19 protein-coding genes are annotated in these 17,782 nt (G+C 43.6%); all 19 read left to right on the forward strand.

What is annotated here, in order from left to right; all coding sequences use genetic code 11:
* Positions 1-28 precede the first annotated feature (28 nt).
* The 19 genes from LQZ76_RS01560 (at position 29) to LQZ76_RS01650 (ending at position 17,776) form a co-directional block, all read left to right on the forward strand.
* Entirely contained in the window at positions 29-748 is a 720-nt protein-coding gene (locus tag LQZ76_RS01560; RefSeq protein ID WP_230098008.1) for a sigma-70 family RNA polymerase sigma factor, read from the forward strand.
* Entirely contained in the window at positions 745-1,446 is a 702-nt protein-coding gene (locus LQZ76_RS01565; RefSeq protein WP_230098009.1) for a flagellar hook-basal body protein, read from the forward strand. The genes LQZ76_RS01560 and LQZ76_RS01565 overlap by 4 nt, the downstream gene beginning before the upstream one ends.
* A 19-nt stretch (positions 1,447-1,465) precedes the next feature.
* The gene (locus tag LQZ76_RS01570; RefSeq protein WP_230098010.1) at positions 1,466-2,245 is read left to right on the forward strand and encodes a flagellar hook-basal body protein; all 780 of its coding nucleotides are present in this window, start codon (positions 1,466-1,468) and stop codon (positions 2,243-2,245) included.
* Between the two features lie 112 nt (positions 2,246-2,357).
* Positions 2,358-3,503 (forward strand): methyl-accepting chemotaxis protein, encoded by a 1,146-nt coding sequence (locus LQZ76_RS01575; RefSeq protein WP_230098011.1) that lies wholly within the window; start codon positions 2,358-2,360, stop codon positions 3,501-3,503.
* 15 nt (positions 3,504-3,518) lie between these two features.
* Positions 3,519-3,989: a chemotaxis protein CheW gene (locus LQZ76_RS01580; protein WP_230097020.1), complete on the forward strand. Its 471-nt coding sequence runs from the start codon at positions 3,519-3,521 to the stop codon at positions 3,987-3,989.
* Entirely contained in the window at positions 3,982-4,464 is a 483-nt protein-coding gene (locus LQZ76_RS01585) for a chemotaxis protein CheD (RefSeq protein WP_230098012.1), read from the forward strand. Before LQZ76_RS01580 ends, LQZ76_RS01585 begins: the two co-directional genes overlap by 8 nt.
* Positions 4,465-4,481: 17 nt before the next feature.
* Complete coding sequence (gene cheB, locus LQZ76_RS01590) at positions 4,482-5,480, forward strand: chemotaxis-specific protein-glutamate methyltransferase CheB (protein WP_230098013.1); 999 nt, start codon at positions 4,482-4,484, stop codon at positions 5,478-5,480.
* Between the two features lie 2 nt (positions 5,481-5,482).
* Positions 5,483-6,259 (forward strand): CheR family methyltransferase, encoded by a 777-nt coding sequence (locus LQZ76_RS01595; RefSeq protein ID WP_230098035.1) that lies wholly within the window; start codon positions 5,483-5,485, stop codon positions 6,257-6,259.
* Between the two features lie 16 nt (positions 6,260-6,275).
* Positions 6,276-8,357: a chemotaxis protein CheA gene (locus LQZ76_RS01600; protein ID WP_230098014.1), complete on the forward strand. Its 2,082-nt coding sequence runs from the start codon at positions 6,276-6,278 to the stop codon at positions 8,355-8,357.
* Positions 8,347-8,934, forward strand: a complete 588-nt coding sequence (locus LQZ76_RS01605) for a chemotaxis protein CheC (protein WP_230098015.1) — start codon at positions 8,347-8,349, stop codon at positions 8,932-8,934. Before LQZ76_RS01600 ends, LQZ76_RS01605 begins: the two co-directional genes overlap by 11 nt.
* Before the next feature lie 12 nt (positions 8,935-8,946).
* Entirely contained in the window at positions 8,947-9,309 is a 363-nt protein-coding gene (locus LQZ76_RS01610) for a response regulator (protein ID WP_230097025.1), read from the forward strand.
* Positions 9,310-9,330: 21 nt separating this feature from the next.
* Entirely contained in the window at positions 9,331-9,723 is a 393-nt protein-coding gene (locus LQZ76_RS01615) for a chemotaxis protein CheW (RefSeq protein ID WP_230097026.1), read from the forward strand.
* Between the two features lie 15 nt (positions 9,724-9,738).
* Complete coding sequence (gene fliM / locus LQZ76_RS01620) at positions 9,739-10,749, forward strand: flagellar motor switch protein FliM (protein ID WP_230098016.1); 1,011 nt, start codon at positions 9,739-9,741, stop codon at positions 10,747-10,749.
* Positions 10,742-11,902, forward strand: a complete 1,161-nt coding sequence (gene fliY / locus LQZ76_RS01625) for a flagellar motor switch phosphatase FliY (RefSeq protein ID WP_230098017.1) — start codon at positions 10,742-10,744, stop codon at positions 11,900-11,902. The genes fliM and fliY overlap by 8 nt, the downstream gene beginning before the upstream one ends.
* Positions 11,903-12,159: 257 nt before the next feature.
* A complete protein-coding gene (locus LQZ76_RS01630) occupies positions 12,160-14,253 on the forward strand; it encodes a methyl-accepting chemotaxis protein (RefSeq protein WP_230098018.1) in 2,094 nt (697 codons plus the stop codon).
* A gap of 100 nt (positions 14,254-14,353) precedes the next feature.
* Positions 14,354-16,522 carry a methyl-accepting chemotaxis protein gene (locus tag LQZ76_RS01635; RefSeq protein WP_230098019.1) on the forward strand — a complete coding sequence of 723 codons (2,169 nt, stop codon included), beginning with the start codon at positions 14,354-14,356 and terminating at the stop codon, positions 16,520-16,522.
* A 214-nt stretch (positions 16,523-16,736) separates the two neighbouring features.
* Complete coding sequence (locus LQZ76_RS01640) at positions 16,737-16,988, forward strand: hypothetical protein (RefSeq protein ID WP_230098020.1); 252 nt, start codon at positions 16,737-16,739, stop codon at positions 16,986-16,988.
* A 112-nt stretch (positions 16,989-17,100) separates the two neighbouring features.
* Positions 17,101-17,403 (forward strand): flagellar biosynthesis anti-sigma factor FlgM, encoded by a 303-nt coding sequence (flgM, locus tag LQZ76_RS01645; RefSeq protein WP_230098021.1) that lies wholly within the window; start codon positions 17,101-17,103, stop codon positions 17,401-17,403.
* Positions 17,404-17,416: 13 nt separating this feature from the next.
* Positions 17,417-17,776, forward strand: a complete 360-nt coding sequence (locus LQZ76_RS01650) for a hypothetical protein (protein ID WP_230098022.1) — start codon at positions 17,417-17,419, stop codon at positions 17,774-17,776.
* Positions 17,777-17,782 lie beyond the last annotated feature (6 nt).

The following is a 17,782-nucleotide window of genomic DNA, read 5'->3' on the forward strand; positions in this document are numbered from 1 at the left end:
ACAAATAAGTTAAAAGGAGTGCGTTGCTATGTACGAAATCGATGTTGAAACAAAAATTTTAAGTTATTTACCGTTAGTGCAGCGAGTAGTTAATCGCTTAGCAATTAAAAATTTTGATTATTCCAAAGATGACTTATTTAATATCGGGGTAATTGGTTTAATTGATGCCATTCATAAATTTGATCCAACTAAAAAAGTCCCGTTTGAAGCGTATGCCACTTTTCGGATTAAAGGTTCAATCATTGATGAAGTCCGGAAACATGCCAAAATTTCGCGTAATCGGATGGCTATTTTAAACCGATTTTACGCCGTTAAACATGAATTAACGATGGCTCTTGATCGTGAACCAACGGATGAAGAAATCACCCGCAAAATGCAGATTTCTAATACCCAACTCAATGAAATCTACGATAGTATGCATTTTTTGGCGAGTGTTTCCTTAGATTCAACCTTATTTTCCGGCAGTTCCAATGGTGAAGAAGGTTTCTCACTCAAAGAAATGTTACCCGATACAACGCTCCAAAGTAGTGATGCACTGTTAGAACAAGATGAGCAACGCCAAGTTTTACGCGACAAAATCGGGCTCTTACCGGAACGCGACCAAGTTATTTTGAACTTATACTACGTTGATAACTTAACGCTCAAAGAAATTGCGATTGTCTTAGATGTTTCAATCGCGCGTGTTTCACAACTCCACGGCAAAATTGTTGCCAAATTAAAAACTATGATTGAAGAGGAACTCGCATGATTCGTGCCCTGGATACATTACAAAATAACTTCGATTTGCTAATTCAACGGCAAGCTAATTTAGCTAGTAATATTGCTAATGCCAATACGCCTGGCTACATGGAGCAAAACCTGTTTCAATCAACTTTGCGCGAGGTGCGCTTACATAATTATCAAGGTGGTAAATATATTAACAGCTTTAATGATGCCGGTGGTTTTACCTTTGGCAATGAGCTTAGTGGTAGCCGCTTAAACACCAATAAAGGGGCGATGAAAACAACCGGGTTGCAAACTGATTTTGCGATTCCCACGGCTGGTTTTTTCAACGTCCAAATGCCAAATGGTCAAACTGCCTACACCCGTAACGGGAATTTCCGTCTCAATGACCAAAACCAATTGGTAACACAAGATGGTTATGCCGTTTTAGGTCAAAATGGGCAACCCATTGTCGGCACGGATAACCCACCATTTAAAATTACCAATTTTGCTAACATCAGCCAACTGGCTAACCTTGGCAACACATATTACACCAGTCCCACGCCGGGAACGCCCGTCACGACTCAAGTTCAAGCGGGGATGCTTGAGCAAAGTAATGTTCAAATTGCTGATCAGATGACATCGATGATTCAGATTTCCCGCGAATATGAAGCCAATCAACGGGCCCTTTCAATGAATAATGCCACCCTGGATAAAGCCGTTAATCGTCTCGGCGCTCTTTAATTAATTTGAGGAAAAATAAATGAACATTCAAAGTCTCTTACAAGTCAATAAAGCCGGGATGAACGGTAACCAAAATAACTTAGATATCATTGCCAATAATTTGGCTAATTTAACCACGACCGGTTTTAAAGCCAAGAGTGGGGCATTTGGGGCGACCCTTAACAATCAAATCAATAACCAAGAAGTACCATTAGCAGCAACCAGTAACCAAATGGCGCTTAACACCGGCTTAATTGTGGGAAGTGATATCGATGACTTCCGCCAAGGGGGCTTGCAAACGACCGGCCAAAAAACCGATTTTGCCCTCCAAGGGAATGGCTTTTTCGGGGTGCGCGATGCCAACAACCAATTATTGTTGACGCGGGTTGGGGATTTCAAGCGGGATGCCCAAGGTACGTTGGTAACAGATACTGGCTTGCACGTTGCGACAACTGATCGCATTCCGCAAAACCAATGGCCGCAAGGTGAAATGGCCGTGAGTGCGAATGGTGATATCACGATTCAGACGCCCCAAGGAAGTGTTGCGGTGGGTCAGTTAAATATTTACCAACCGCGCAGCTTAAATGATTTGCAACCGGCCGGCAATACGATGTATCAAGCCCAAGGTGGGGCCGTCCAAATTATTAACGGAACCCCCGGTGCCGGTAGTATTACGCAAGGGGCCTTGGAAAATGCCAATGTTGATATGGCTAGCCAAATGGCCGATATGATTTCAACCCAACGGGCTTACCAATTAAATGCTAAAGCGTTACAAGCGACGGATAATATCTTAAATGTCACAAATAATTTCAACCAATAACTTTAATTTAGCACCATTAATTCCGATAAGTACTAATGAAAGTTTAGCTAATTAGCAAGCGTTGCTTTAGCAAATTTTTTAAATCACAGGTAGATAGCGGAAGGAAGTTATTATGGTTCAAAAAAACAGTCGTAAACGGGCCCAGGTTGGCCGGATTATTAATTACAGCATGCCAGTAATTACGTTATTAGTGGGAATTATTTTCCTATTTAGTAATGGGGTTACCATGGGTACGCTATTAACTTACAGCATCATTATGGTGCTTTGCTGTGTCCTTGCTTATAGCGGCTTAGTTTTAGCTAAGCCCACGAGCACTACTCCAGGAGCACCTGCGTTACCAACTGAAGCACCAGTTGAGGCCGTCGTTGCTGAACCAACTGCCGAGGCCGGGCTTCCTGAAGCGACCCCAGTGTTTGATATGCAAATTGCGGAACACTTAGCTGCGGCGCAAGAAATCAGTACTAATTTGCAAACTAGCTTAGTGGCCCTTGGTGGTACCAATGGTCACCGCACGCTAGCTGCTGATGAAATTAGTAAGCAAATTCAAGCGTTACAAGCCCAAGTGGCCCTAGTTACCGAAAGTATTAGTACGTTGGGTAATTTCAACCGGGAAGTGGTTGCGGCTGATCAAACGGCAATTACTGATTTAGAAAATTTAGGCACGGCGTGGAAAGCGGACCGTGATAATAGTAATCAATTGATTCAAGAAATGGTTGATATGGACCAAGACGTTCAAAGTATTGTTAAGATTGTCAGCTTAATTAACGATATTTCTGAACAAACTAATTTATTAGCTCTCAACGCCTCAATTGAAGCCGCCCGCGCTGGTGAAGCCGGCCGTGGGTTTGCAATTGTGGCAGAAGAAGTGCGTGATCTAGCCGAACAAAGTGGTCAATCAGCTAAGAGCATCACATCAATTATGGAAGCAATTCGTACTAAGTCAGAACACATGGTGGTGGCGTTAAACGAATCATATTCAAGTAACACCGAACGGACAACTAAGCTTGATGACATGGTTAATGATATGCAAGCCATCTTAGTTAAAACGGATGCCCTTGGTCCGCAAATGGCCACGATTGGTGACGGGTTAGCCCAAATGAAGACCATCAACAGTACGCTGACGCAAAAAGTGGCCCAATTTGGCCAACGCGAGGCCACACAAGTTAGTGCTAAGATTGCTGAAGTTACAAATGGCTTATCAGAAATCAATGCTAATTTGGCGGTGATTGAAGCCCGCCAAGCAAGTCAAAATAACTAAGGGAAGGCAAATAGTATGGGGCAATATGTAGTATTTAAAAGTAACGACCAAGCATTTGCAATTGATGTGCATGTCGTAAAACGAGTCGTTGAATCCGATAGCTTTATCAAAATTCCCGAGGTTGCCGATTACGTCATGGGCGTTTATGAATATGAAGGCGCCATGATTCCAGTCATTGATTTACGCCAAAAATTATTTAATATCGCTACTGAAATGACGTCGGAAGCCAAAGTTATTTTGTGCCGTTGGCAAGACCGCTTACTAGGCGCATATGTCGCTGATATTGATGGCATCTTTGAATTACAAGAAGCCAATTATGAAGAAGAATTACGCAAAGCCAACTTAAAGAATGGTTACATTGATAAATTCTTGAAGTTAAATGGGGATGTCGTTATTTCACTAGAATTAGAATACTTATTTAACAATGAACAAGCTGATCAGCTGTTAATGCTTGAGGCAGAACCTGAGCCCGCCAACCATGACTGAGCAACTGCACGCTGGCATCGCCGAATATAAAATTGGTCACGCCCCGCAAACATTAGCCGCTCTCGGGTTAGGCTCATGTGTTGCGACCGTTATCTATGATGAAGAACACCATCTTGGCGGGATTAGTCATATTATGTTGCCCGATAGTACCGCATTTAGTGCCAGTCAAACAACCAATCATGCGAAATTTGCTAACTTGGCATTACCAGAAATGGTGACGGCACTACGCCAAGCTGGAGCGACGGGACCATTAACTGCCAAAATTGCTGGTGGGGCGCAAATGTTTAAAACCGCGAGCACCCAACTCAATATTGGGCAACGTAATATTATGGCCGTGGAAGCCACGTTAGCGCAATTGGCGATTCCAATTGTCGCCCGTCACGTTGGTGGCACCCAAGGGCGGACGATGATCGTTGATTTAGTTGATTTTTCAACGATGATTCGAATTGTGCACGACGGGACCATCTATATCTAAGGTAAAGGAAATCGGGGATGATTAAAGTTTTATTAGCGGATGATTCCGCGTTTATGCGTAAAGTTATTAGCGACATTATTACCCGCTTCCCAGGCGTTGAAGTTACCAAAATTGTGCGTAATGGCGCCTTAGCAGTTGAAGCGGTGCAAACCGAAATATTTGATGTTGTGATTTTAGATGTTGAAATGCCGGTGATGGATGGCTTGACGGCCTTAAAAGGGATTAAAGCGGTTCGCGATATTCCCGTCATTATGTTAAGTGCATTGAATAATCAAGCCCTAACGATTGCGGCCTTGGAAGCCGGGGCGTTTGATTTTATTGAAAAGCCACTGAATTTACATGCCATTGATCCAGAATGGTTAATGATGTTTGCCGACCAAATTATTGCCAGTACCAAGCAAAAAGGTGTGGGCCCGGCCCGCGTTAGCCAACCAGCCATGGTGCACCCAGCTGCTGTTGAACCAGCAATTATTGTAATTGGGGCGTCAACGGGGGGACCAAAAGCATTGCTGCAACTAATTCAAGGGTTACCGGCCAAACTGAAAATGCCGATTTTAATTGTGCAGCATATGCCTAAAGGGTTTACGACGCACTTTGCCAATCGGTTGCATGAATTTACGGCCAATAACGTTTATGAAGCCGCCGATGGCATGATCGTGGAAAATGCGATTTACTTGGCGCCAGGTGATTACCATATGGAAATCATTGGCGGGCGGATTAAGTTACATCAGGCAGAAAAGATGCATGGCACGCGCCCAGCCGTGGATTATTTATTTAAATCTGCGGCCGCCCAATATGGGGCCCGCGTCACCGCCTTTTTGTTAACCGGCATGGGCCATGATGGTGCCGATGGGATGGCGACAATTAAACAACATGGTGGCTATAACATTACCCAAGACGAAGCAACGTGCATCGTTTATGGCATGCCTAAGAGTGCGGTGGCGTTAAAGGTCGTCGATGAAGAATTAAGTTTGGCGGCCATTAGCACTAAATTAAATCAATTGGTAGGAGCGTAATGATGATCCAAAATTTTGAACAGTTTAGTACGTGGGTGGAAGCAACGTATGGCCTCCATTTGACGGCGTATAAAGAACGTCAAATGGAACGTCGCTTGCTAACGTTAATTGATAAGTTAGAGCTCAGTGGCTTTGACCAGTATTGTCAATTATTGCAAAAAGACCCCCAAGCACGGGAAGCTTTCTTTCAATATGTGACGATTAATGTCACTGATTTTTATCGGAATCCGGAAATATTTGAAATTTTTGAACGTTACTTAGTGGCCCATCAAGCGACTCAAACCGGCCCCATTCGGATTTGGAGTGCCGCGTGCTCAATTGGTTCTGAACCGTACACCTTGGCGATGATGGCGACCAAACACCAATTAAGTAATATCAGCATTACGGCGACGGATTTGGATAAAGCCGTTTTGGCGACAGCCCAAGCCGGCTGCTATTCGACGGTCGAAGTGCGCAATGTTCCCGGTGCTGATTTGGTGCGCTACTTTGACTTAGTTGGTCCCAATCAATACCAAATTAATCCGCGCATCCAACAGTTAGTGACATTTAAACGCCACGACTTGCTAGGCGATCCTTATGGTCATGATTATCACTTCATCGTTTGTCGCAACGTTACGATTTATTTCAAACCGGAGGCCCGCGATGAAGTTTATCAAAAATTCAGTGATGCCTTAGCCCCCGGGGGAATTTTATTTACCGGGGCGACGGAAACGATTAATTTCCCGGAAAAATTTAATTTAAAAAAGATTGATAACTTTATCTACCAAAAAGTTAATTAGGAAAGGAGCCGATACCATGGATGATAATAGCGTTTATTTAAACCTATTTTTTGAAGAAAGTGACGACAACTTAGCGTTACTAAACGATAGTGTCTTGCAGTTAGAATCAGATCCACAAAACATGGATTTGATTAATGAAATTTTCCGGGCCGCCCACACCCTTAAAGGGATGTCAGCAACGATGGGTTATGACGTGATGACGAAAATCACGCATAAGATGGAAAATTTATTTGATTTTTTCAAAACTGGTAAGCTCCAAGTTACGAGTGAATACATCTCAATTATCTTTGATTGCTTAGACACTTTGTCACAATTAGTTGAAGATTTACGTGAAGGAAACGAACTCCAAGAAAGCCAAATTAGTGGTCCGTTAGCGAAGATTGCCGTTGTCGAAGCCCAAGTTAATGGGGAAGCCCCTGTTGCTGCCTCAAGTACGGTGGTTGAAACGACAGCATTAGATAATACGTTCCCCGACCTTGACGCCGCGGATGTTGATGTTATTAACGCCGCAGTTAATGATGGGCACAACGCCTTTCAAATCGGGGTGCGCATTGATCCCGAATCAGCTTTAAAAGGTGCCCGCGTCTTCTTAGTAATGGAAAAGCTTGGCCAAGGTGGGGATGTGATTGTTGTTGAACCCGATACCGAACGTCTTGAAGCCGGGGATTTTGATACCGACTTTAAGTTTATCTACGTGACTAAAAATGCCCAAGCTGAGGTTGCAAGCAGCATTGCCAACATCAGTGAAATTGACCAAATTTTAGTTGATCCGTTTGGGAAGGTCACCGCAGCTGAACCGACACCAAGTGCCCCAGTTGCAGCGTCAACACCGGCCCAATCAACACCTGCTGTGGTTGCAACTCCCGCAGCCCCAGTTGAAAAAGCGGAAGCTAAACACAACCATCCACAAAAAGCGGCGAACAACCAATCAATTCGGGTTGATTTAAACCGTTTGGATTTATTCTTGAATATTGTTTCGGAATTAGTGGTTTACCGGAATCAATTAGAAGATGCTAGTAAGCGCGATAGTATGGATGATGTTAAGGATTCACTCGAACACGTTTCCCGCTTAACTTCCGAACTCCAAGATTTAGTTTTGAAAATTCGGATGCAACAAGTCAATGTCGTCTTCAGTCGGTTCCCCCGGATGGTGCGTGATTTATCACAACAACTTGGTAAAGATATTGAGTTGATTATCAAAGGGGAAGAAACGGAATTGGATAAGACGGTGGTCGCGGAATTAAGCGAACCATTGATTCACTTGTTCCGAAATTCCTTAGACCACGGGATTGAATTACCTGATGTGCGTGAAGCGCATGGTAAGCCACGCCAAGGGGTGATTGAATTATCCGCGATGCAAGAAGGTAACAAAGTCCACATCACCTTAAAGGATGATGGTAAAGGGCTTGATCCGGTTGCTATTCGTGCTAGTGCCGAACGCAAAGGAATCAACACCGAGGGCATGAGCGAAGATGAAGTTAAGAAACTGGTCTTCCACCCGGGTTTCTCAACCAGCCAAGAAGTTACTAATATTTCTGGGCGCGGAGTTGGACTGGATGCCGTGGTGGCTAAGATTGTGGAACTCGGTGGGGCATTTGACTTAACGAGTGAAGTTAATGTCGGCACGACGTTCACGATTAAATTGCCATTAACGCTTTCAATCATTCAAGCTTTATTAGTCAAAGTCGGCACGGAAACTTTTGCCACGCCACTGGATGTCGTTGAACGGGTTGTGATGGTCACGGAAGATGAAATCACGATGACGGGGAACCAAGAAGTGTACGCTTTCCAAGGAATGTTGATTCCGGTGTTACGGACCGATAAAGTCTTGGATATTCCAGGCCAAGCCATCCAACGGCGCTATGGAATTGTTGTGAAACTTGAAAATGATTATTTCATGGTCTTAGTTGATCAACTCCTTGGCCAACAAGAAATCGTCATTAAAAAGATTGATAGCTTGTTACAACAACTTAACCGTTACCAAGGAGCAACCATTCTTGGTAATGGATCAGTTGCCTTGATTTTGGATGTTAATGCCATTTGTCACGCGACTAAAGGCGGTACCTTAAACGAAGTAGGCCCATTAAATGAAATTTAATGACCAGCGCCTGGATAGTTTACGGGAAATCGTTAATGTTGGTGGTGGGCATGCGGCCACTAGTTTGGCGGTTTTGACCGGTAAACGAATTGAGATGGCGCTACCAGACGTTAAACTGCTAGCGTATCAAAGTTTGTTTACGGAAGTCTTAGCCGCCGATGAGGTTGTGGATGCCGTTTACAACCAAATTGAAGGTGATTTAACCGGTGTGTTTCTTTTCGTTGTTTCACATGAAACATCAAATTTATTAGCCCAATTTATGACGGGGAGTTCGGTTGTCAGTCCGGAATTACAACAATCAGCGGTAAATGAACTCGGTAATATTATTGCCAATTCATTTTTACGCGCCGTTGGTGATTTAATCGGCCTCCAAGTCCAAGCCAACGTGCCAACCCTAATGCACGATGTCTTTGGAGCTTTGATTACGAGCACCTACATGGAATTAGAACAGTACGATGACCAAATTTTGGTAATTCGGAATGAATTTAAATATGCACAACAAAACTTAGATGCATCATTATTCTTTATTCCTGCGAGCGGGAACTTAGAAAAAATGTTTGATGCAATAGGACTTTAAGGAGAAAAAATAATGGCAAAACGAGTATTGATTGTAGATGACGCGGTATTTATGCGCATGAAGTTAAAAAACATTTTGGAAGCAAATGGTTATGAAGTAGCGGGTGAAGCCCAAAACGGCCAAGAAGCTTTTGATTTGTACCAAGCAACTAAGCCTGATTTGGTAACCATGGATATCACAATGCCAGAAGTTGATGGGATTGATGCGTTGAAGATGATCAAAGGGGCTGATGCCAGTGCTCGCGTCGTGATGTGTAGCGCCATGGGTCAACAAGGCATGGTTATGGACGCGATTCGTTCCGGGGCCGTTGACTTCATCGTGAAACCTTTTGATACTGATCGCGTTATTAAAGCCCTTGAAAAGGCCCTCGCATAAAGTTAGCTAGGAGAATAAGCTATGCAAATGATTCTATTTAAAATGAATCAGCAGCATTACTTGATTTCGGCCGATACGGTTGAAGAAGTTGTCGATACGATTGCGATTACACAAGTTCCCCTAGCACCTAAATGGGTCGAAGGCTTAATTAACCTCCGGGGAACCGTGATTACCGTGGTCAATTTGGCGACCTTAATAGGTGTTGCTGAATCAGCTACCAATAAAAATATTTTGGTATTAAATCATGAAGGTAATCGTAAAGGATTATTGATTGAGGAAGTGATGGAAGTCTTGGATATCGAAGACCAAGATGTCCAATTGGCGGGTATTAATAGTGATTCGCACTTTGTCGGGGTTGTCGCCGTTGAAGATGTAATTGCTGATGTTATTGATGTTGCAAAATTAAGTTTTTAGTTAGGAGGAGGCCTTGTGGATCAAGTATTATCACAACAAGAAATTGATCAGTTATTAAACGCCATGAATAATGGTGATATTACGCAAGAAAGCATCGCGGAAAATCCCAATGATGTCAAAATTAAAACATATGATTTCCGGCGGCCAACCAAGCTTTCCAAGGAATATATCAATACTGTTCATTTGATTTTTGAGGATTTTGCTAAAATTGCGACTAACGTCCTATCTACGCAACTTCGGACCAATGTACGCCTCCAGTTGGCCTCCATTGAACAAATTAGTTATGATGAATTTATGCATTCGATTCCGCGTGTGACTTTGATGGGTATCATGCAATCGGCGCCCCTTAATGGGATGCAGTTGATTGAAATTAACCCCCAATTAAGTATGCTCCTCGTCGATCTATTATGTGGAGGTCAAGGGATTAGTTCTAGTGGTCAAGCAATGATTGTTGATAAAGAACGCTTTTCAGAAATTGAGTTATCACTATTACAAGACATCGCCCGGCGCCTCGCGGAGACCTTTAAGCAAGCGTGGTCTGGCATCGTTGAACTAGATACTAAGCTTGAAGGGGTTGATACGAATCCCCAACTATTACAAACAATGTCCCCAAATGAGCCAGTCGTACTGTCAACAATTGAAGTTGATATTGTCGGGGTTAAGTCATTTATCAATGTTTGTATCCCGTATGTGTTCTTTGAAAGCATCACGGATAAGTTGAGTTTCCATAACTGGTTTGATAATACTAATTCAGCGAATGAACATGCTCCAGAAGATTTACGGGCGCGCATGAATGATGTTGAATTAGAAATTGAAACTAAGCTCGGACAGGCCGAAGTTAAGTTATCAGAATTTCTGGCGATGGAAGTCGGTGATGTGATTAAGCTTAATCGGCGGACTACCGAACCATTGGAAACGTATGTCCAAGGGCATGAATACTTTAAAGTTAAGCCAGGTAATAGTAGCCATGGCCAATACGCAATTGAATTATTAGAAAGATCACAAGGAGCGCTAGAAAATGACTGATACTTTATCGCAAGCCGAAATTGATGCAATGATGAATGGCTCATTTGAAGAACCAACACCAGCACCAGTTGAGGAAAATCATATCCCGGAAGCACCCAAGCCAGTTATTGATACAACGGATGAAAGCACCCGTTTTGATTTGCTTGGTGAGGTCGGTAATATTTCAATGTCGCAAGCGGCAACGACATTATCATCAATTTTGAACCGCCGGGTTAACATTACGACACCACGGGTAAAAAAATGTCTCTTTAGTGAAATTATGGGCAGTTTAGGTACACCTAAAGTGGCCACGATTGTCGAGTTTAAAGAAGGCTTACTTGGTTCTAACTTAATGGTGCTTGATGTCAATGATGCCAATATCATTGCCGATTTAATGATGGGGGGCGAAGGGAAACCAACGTCAACCGAATTTACGGACTTACAATTAAGTGCCGTGGCTGAAGCAATGAACCAAATGATTGGCTCTGCTTCAACTTCAATGTCAACGATGATTGAACGCAAAGTTGATATCTTGCCACCACACGTCCGGATGTGGAATAATCCGCAAACTATTGATTACGATGCGATTGATCCTAGTGAATACGTCTACCGAATTTCCTTTAATCTTTCAGTCGAAGGGTTGATTGAAAGTGAGATTATGCAAATTTTCTCAAACGAAGTTGTTTCAGAAATCGAAAAATCAATGTTGGGTGCCAGTGAACCAGTGGCCCCAACTAGTACTACTCCGGTGGCCGCTCCAATAGCCGCTCAGGTTGAGCCGGTGCAACCAATCGCCCAGCCAACCCCACAACCAGTGGCGCAACCAGTCGCCCAACCAACCCTGCAACCAGCTGCTGCCCAAGTTAGCCAACCCCAGTTCCAACCATTGGCGGATGCGACGGTTAAGACTGGTGATAACCTTGATTTGATCTTGGATGTACCGTTGAACTTGAGTGTGGTGCTTGGTCGCAGCCAAAAGAAAATCCGCGATATTCTTTCATTGAATGTCGGTTCGGTGGTTGAATTAGATAATTTAACTGATGAACCACTCGATATTCTCTTGAATGGTAAATTAATTGCTCAAGGGGAAGTCGTTGTTATTAATGAAAACTTTGGGATCCGGATTACTAATATTTTAACGATGAGTGAACGATTGCATTCGATTAATAAATGATAGAGCGCTCCAAAAGGCGGTTAGATACAGCATAAAACTAGAATATCCCGGCTGAATTGTTAAATTCGGTCGGGATATTTGTATTTTATGCAAGTATCTGCCTTTTGGAGCGCGTTTCAGCCACCCCCGCAAGTATCTGCCTTCTGGAGCGCGTTTCAGCCAAAAGTTTTTATACAATTAAAATTAGTTATACCTTTAATTAACTTAATTTTTTGCCGATATATCTCTTTTAAGGAATACATTATAGGAGAGAATTAATGAAACACAGCAAACGCAAGAGTATCGCCCCTGGATTGCGCCTTGGCTTATTAGCTATCGCAATTATCCCGGTTATTTTAATGACGATTGGGTCATTTATCATATCAAATAATTTGATTGCTGATCGGGTAGAGGTGGATGAACAGAGTGCGACATCAGTTTTAGTCGCTACCAAAGATAATATGCAAGCCAAAGCGTTTTTGGAATTACGCCGCATTGCCCAGCAATCAGATTTTACTGGTGATAAATTTGATATTGACGGTATCAAGAAAACGTTAGGCTACATTAAAGACGATGGTGACCCTGATATTGTTAACTTAGGGTTTGCGACAACTGATGGTAAGTTTGCCTTCACTTCACAATTACCAGCGGGCTATAATGCGCAGACGCGCCCATGGTATCAAGGGGTGATTGCCCGCCCAAGTCAACCATACGCTGCCCCCGCGTATAGTGATCCGGTGACTGGGTTGACCTTATCTTCATACTCAATTATGGTGACGAACAAAAGTGGCCAACAAGGGGTCTTAGTGGCCACCTTTCCATACCGTTCGATTGAACACGTCATTAATGCCCTCAAAGTTGGCCGCACGGGGAGTACCACATTAATTAGTTCTACTGGGCTGGTCTTAGCCTCTAAAGGGATCAATCCCAAATTAGTACACAAGCCTAATACTAATTTAAAAGGGACGGAATTGTATCAAGCAATTGCTGCAGCCAAAAACCAAACCGGTCATCTAAAAATTGGTACGGGGAGCAACCGCCATGAAATTTACTTTAATAAAGGTGGTGTCGATAGTACAACTTGGGCGCTTGCCGAAATTTCCCATAAGGAACTCGCCAAAGAGCAACGCAGTACGCTAATCAATGCCGGGATTATTTTATTAATTATTATCGTGGTAGTTAGTTTATTAACGACGATTATTATTCGCGTAATTCGCCGTTTGATGGCTTACTACATTTACTACTTTGATCAGGTTGGCCGCGGTAAATTGATGACCTTTAGTGACCAACAGCACGCTAAAGGTTTGGTTAGTTCAATGGTTTACCGGATTCGCCGGCCGGATGAAGAAGGGCATGAACTCAATCGTTTAGGCCAAGCATTTAACACGATGATTGACGGCATGAAAGTGCTGATTGAACGGGTGCAAAATAACAGTCAACACGCCGCTACGAGTAGCCAAGATTTATTTGAATTAGCTAAGCAAACGGATGTAGCGACAGAAGAAGTGGCTAGCACGATTACCGGGATTGCTGAAGTTACCGGGAACCAAGCTCGTGAAACGGAAGCAAGTGTTACCCAAGTGCAAAACTTATCAACGGTCGTCAAAGAACTGCACCAAAATGTTATAGCAATGACTGATAAATCAAACCATTCAGCCCGTTTGAATAAGCAAAACTTAGCCTTAACTGATAACGTCAACCAAAACTGGCAAACCGAATTGGCCAAGATGGAACAGTTGATGCACAGTACTGAAGACTTGAACCAAAATGTCCAAGCAATTAACAGCATCATTGGAGTGATCAATGATATCTCGCAACAAACGAATTTATTAGCGTTGAATGCCTCAATTGAAGCGGCCAGTGCTGGTGAAGCGGGACAAGGCTTTGCGGTCGTGGCGGCTGAAATTCGCAAGCTCGCCGAAGAAAGTAAGACGGCGACTAAAGATATTGCCGCCATTATTAAAAAGATTCAAACTAAGTCCGAAGCGATGGTCGAACAAACGGCTACTTCAGTGGCTGGGGGCGAAAAACAATCACGCTTGATTAGTGAATCAATTGTGTCGACCAAGGAAGTCTTCCAAAATAATGAAGAAATGGTCGCGGGAATTCAAATGATTGAAACGGCGAGTGCCCAAATTGAAAAGATTCAACATGAAGTCCTTACGAGTCTTGAAAGCATCTCGGCTTCAACGGAAGAAAATTCAGCCGGAACGGAAGAAGTCTCAGCCAATGCTGAAGAAGTCTTGGCAACGATGGATGAATTCACAAATAACGTTAATGAATTGAAGCAAATTGCCAGTGATTTAGCGACGGCGACAAGCTACTTTAAACTCGATGCTCAACCGGATGTTACCGCCATCAAGGATATATAATAAACTTTGTAAATATTATGTAAATAAAGTTAAAGGTAAGCATTAAATACCGATAAATGGCATATAGAACTAAATTTTGGCATTTGGAAGGTTTTAGATAATGAAATTTAAGCGAGCTACCCAGAACTCAAGCCGCCACGCGCGGTTACCGTGGTCACCAAAATTGGCCCGACCTAAGTGGTTGGTCAAATTAAACTGGGGCCAGCGGACAACGCGTGGCAAACGCAATAGTGGGATGTTCTTAGGGAGCGGCTTGATTTTACTAGTCGTGCTACCCTTAATTGTGATGATGCTTAGTGCCAATATTATCACGCGGCAATTGATGTATAGTCGGTTAAATGTTGATAAAATGAGTGCCACTTCGGTCTTACTAGCCTCAAATAACAATTTGCGCAACAAAGCCGCCGCTGAGTTAACGCAAATGGCTAAGTTACCAGCATTTACGAATGATAAAGTTGATTTAACGCAAATCCAAACCATTTTAAATCAGTTCCAAGCCACGGCGGGCACCGATTATCTTAGCTTTACTTATAGTACTCCCGCTGGTAAATTTGTGACTACCGCGGGCGTGACGGTGGGCTTTGATCCGCGGACGAAAGACTGGTTTAAAGGAGCGGTCGCGCAAAAGCACGGGGTGTTCTTTGCCCCAGCCCATCAAGATATTACGACGGGTAAATTTGTGACAAGTGCCGCATTACCAATTAAGGCCGCTAATGGGGATGTTAACGTCATTAGTATTGACTATTTAAACGATGCGACGAGTAATATCACTAAAGCAATCAAAGTTGGTCACACCGGAGCCGTTACGCTAGCGACGCCAACTGGGACGGTCATTACCGCGGCTGGGACAACTAAAGCGTTAGTGAACAAGCCAGGGACTGATGTTGCCACCCAACCAGTCTTTACAGCAATTGCGGCTAGTAAGCAACTGCGCGGGGTTGTGCGGGTGCCGGGGCAAGGCCGGATTAGTGAAGTGTATTTTGATAAATCATCCAAAACGAGCCAAGCGTGGGCCTATGCCCAAGTTGCCCCCGGTGAAATGCGCCAAGAACTCGGTTTATTAAACGGGGCTTCACTAATTGTGCTCATTGGTATGGCGCTCGTGATTATTGCTATCACGGTGCTACTCGTTAAGTTGTTAGAACAATTAATCGCCAATTATGAACGCTACTTTATGCAAGTTGGGGCGGGGAAGCTGGAACAAATTCATCCCGCAGCCAAGCACCGCTGGAGTTTGGCGGGAATTGTGGCTCGCATCAGTACGCCCAAAGCCGATGGACATGAACTTAATCGCTTAGGTGAGCATTACAACGCCATGATTGCCTCAATTAGTATTTTGATTTTGCGGTTACAAGCTAACAGCCAACAAGTCGCTCAAGGGGCTAGTAGCTTACTGGAACTAGCTAAGCAAACGACGGCAGCAACCGAAGAAGTGACGAACACGATTGGGGCGATTTCAAATGTCTCAATGAGTCAAGCAACCGAAACTGAGCACAGTGTTACCCAAGTGCAAACACTCGCTAAAGTTGTCAGTGAATTGGATCAAAATGTCCACACAATGACGAGCACATCCAACCATGCTGCGGCCTTAAACCAAACTAATCTCGTGACCACGAATAATGTCCGCGATAATTGGCAAGCTGAATTAGCCAAGATGGAAGCGTTGATGGCTAAGATGACGCAAATGGATGCCAAAGTCCAAAACATCGATAGCATTATTCATGTTATCAACCAAATTGCGAAGCAAACCAATTTACTAGCCTTAAATGCCGCGATTGAAGCCGCTACGGCCGGTGAAGCGGGTAAAGGCTTTGCGGTTGTGGCCAATGAAGTGCGGACATTAGCCGAAGAAAGTAAGGCCGCCACGTTAGATATTAGTAAGTTGATTGCCGAAATTCGCCTTGATTCGAGTGCGATGGTGACGGCCACGACTAATTCGGTGGCCGGTGGGGCCAAGCAATCTGACCTTTTAGAACAAGCGATTACCGCCACACAAGAAGTCTACCAAGCTAACCAAAGTCTGTTAGCCGAAATTGAACAGATTAGTACCGCAATGAGTGATATTACGAGCGTTAAGGATCAAGTTTCAACGAGCCTGGCGACGATTGCGGCAGCGGCGGAAGAAAATGCGGCCGGGACCGAAGAAGTTTCCGCCAATGCTGAAGAAGTTCTGGCTACGATGGATGAATTCACTAACAACGTGGCGGAATTTGAAACGATTGCCGCGGAATTAAAGACGCTTAGTGCGCAATTCCAGATCAAAGAATAATATGTAAAAACTGGAGAGCGTGACAGAAGTCGGGCGATACCGAGAAATACACTAAAAATCCTCATGAAGAAAAGTCTTCATGAGGATTTTGTCGTATTTCGAATATATCGGACTGCTAGAACACGTTTTGGCTAAAAATTAGTTAGGCTGAAACCCTTTAATTCGCACCCGGATGAGCCGATAATATAGCAAGCAAACTTACGGAGGGTCCGCTATGAATATTAACCGCATTGACGACTATAATCGCAACTTCACCGCGCTTAATGCGGCGGGGAAGACAACCCCAATGTTACACTTAACCCCGCAAGTCTTACCAGAAATCAACGTGACACCCAAAGACAGCTATAATATTTCATTTGCGGCCCAAGAACGTGCGCGGGCCCATGCCCATGAAGCATCCTTAACTAAGCTGGCCGCCCAGGTGAATCAAAAGATTAACGCCCACGCGGAGCACTTTAAAGCTTAAGAAATTAGTAAATCCTGTGGGCTGACTTAAATTCTGGTCACAAGCGCCGATAGTATAAGAGATAATCAAAACCAAACCATATATATAAATCTAACCTGGAGGAAATGAACCGATGAATATTGATCGAGGATACAACGAATATAACAAGCAAGTTAACTTGACGGCCAAGCAAAATACGGCGCTCCCAACAAGTACCCCCGCCACAAGTATGAGCGCTAAAGTCGCGAAGTTATTTGAATTTTCACAGACCGCCCAACAAATTGCCCACCCAACGGCTGCAACTACGGGCGAAGAACATGTTGATCATGCGAAATTAATGGCGATTCGTAGTCAAATTGCGACTGGTGAATACAAAGTCGATCTAGATAAATTAGCAGCTAAATTAACAACTGAAATGCACGACCAACAAAAGTAATTAGGTGGAAACGATGAACGAACAACATTTTTATAGTAAATTAACCCAATTTTTGCGCTTATTGCAAACGGAAAATAAAGTTTTAAAAGCCAATCAAGCTGATAAATTACCAGCCATCGTGGCCCAAAAAGAAACTTTTGTAACCGTGTTAAATGATTATCTTGGTGAAGTGACGCCGCGCATTAAGGCGGTGGTTGCCCAAATTAAATTATTGCAGGAACAAAATTTGTTATTAACGCAATTGGAAATGGATTATCAAAAAATGTTAATGGATGCGGTGCGTGAATCAGTTAAAGCGACCCGCAATCCATATGGTAAAGCTCAACCCGCCCAAGCCCCCGCGGCAACGCTAGTGGTCAATACGGATATGTAGGAGAAC

This window comes from Periweissella ghanensis, assembly GCF_918814755.1.
In the GTDB taxonomy this organism is placed as follows: Bacteria; Bacillota; Bacilli; order Lactobacillales; family Lactobacillaceae; genus Periweissella; species Periweissella ghanensis.

Excerpts from the sequence above, each read along its gene's own strand:
- cheB (WP_230098013.1), top strand. The coding sequence starts at position 4,482 with ATGATTAAAGTTTTATTAGCGGATGATTCCGCGTTTATGCGTAAAGTT.
- LQZ76_RS01640 (WP_230098020.1), top strand. The coding sequence starts at position 16,737 with ATGAATATTAACCGCATTGACGACTATAATCGCAACTTCACCGCGCTT.
- LQZ76_RS01630 (WP_230098018.1), top strand. The coding sequence starts at position 12,160 with ATGAAACACAGCAAACGCAAGAGTATCGCCCCTGGATTGCGCCTTGGC.
- LQZ76_RS01605 (WP_230098015.1), top strand. The coding sequence starts at position 8,347 with ATGAAATTTAATGACCAGCGCCTGGATAGTTTACGGGAAATCGTTAAT.
- LQZ76_RS01595 (WP_230098035.1), top strand. The coding sequence starts at position 5,483 with ATGATCCAAAATTTTGAACAGTTTAGTACGTGGGTGGAAGCAACGTAT.
- LQZ76_RS01600 (WP_230098014.1), top strand. The coding sequence starts at position 6,276 with ATGGATGATAATAGCGTTTATTTAAACCTATTTTTTGAAGAAAGTGAC.
- LQZ76_RS01585 (WP_230098012.1), top strand. The coding sequence starts at position 3,982 with ATGACTGAGCAACTGCACGCTGGCATCGCCGAATATAAAATTGGTCAC.
- LQZ76_RS01615 (WP_230097026.1), top strand. The coding sequence starts at position 9,331 with ATGCAAATGATTCTATTTAAAATGAATCAGCAGCATTACTTGATTTCG.
- LQZ76_RS01565 (WP_230098009.1), top strand. The coding sequence starts at position 745 with ATGATTCGTGCCCTGGATACATTACAAAATAACTTCGATTTGCTAATT.
- LQZ76_RS01570 (WP_230098010.1), top strand. The coding sequence starts at position 1,466 with ATGAACATTCAAAGTCTCTTACAAGTCAATAAAGCCGGGATGAACGGT.
- fliY (WP_230098017.1), top strand. The coding sequence starts at position 10,742 with ATGACTGATACTTTATCGCAAGCCGAAATTGATGCAATGATGAATGGC.
- flgM (WP_230098021.1), top strand. The coding sequence starts at position 17,101 with ATGAATATTGATCGAGGATACAACGAATATAACAAGCAAGTTAACTTG.
- LQZ76_RS01610 (WP_230097025.1), top strand. The coding sequence starts at position 8,947 with ATGGCAAAACGAGTATTGATTGTAGATGACGCGGTATTTATGCGCATG.
- LQZ76_RS01650 (WP_230098022.1), top strand. The coding sequence starts at position 17,417 with ATGAACGAACAACATTTTTATAGTAAATTAACCCAATTTTTGCGCTTA.
- LQZ76_RS01580 (WP_230097020.1), top strand. The coding sequence starts at position 3,519 with ATGGGGCAATATGTAGTATTTAAAAGTAACGACCAAGCATTTGCAATT.
- LQZ76_RS01575 (WP_230098011.1), top strand. The coding sequence starts at position 2,358 with ATGGTTCAAAAAAACAGTCGTAAACGGGCCCAGGTTGGCCGGATTATT.
- LQZ76_RS01635 (WP_230098019.1), top strand. The coding sequence starts at position 14,354 with ATGAAATTTAAGCGAGCTACCCAGAACTCAAGCCGCCACGCGCGGTTA.
- LQZ76_RS01560 (WP_230098008.1), top strand. The coding sequence starts at position 29 with ATGTACGAAATCGATGTTGAAACAAAAATTTTAAGTTATTTACCGTTA.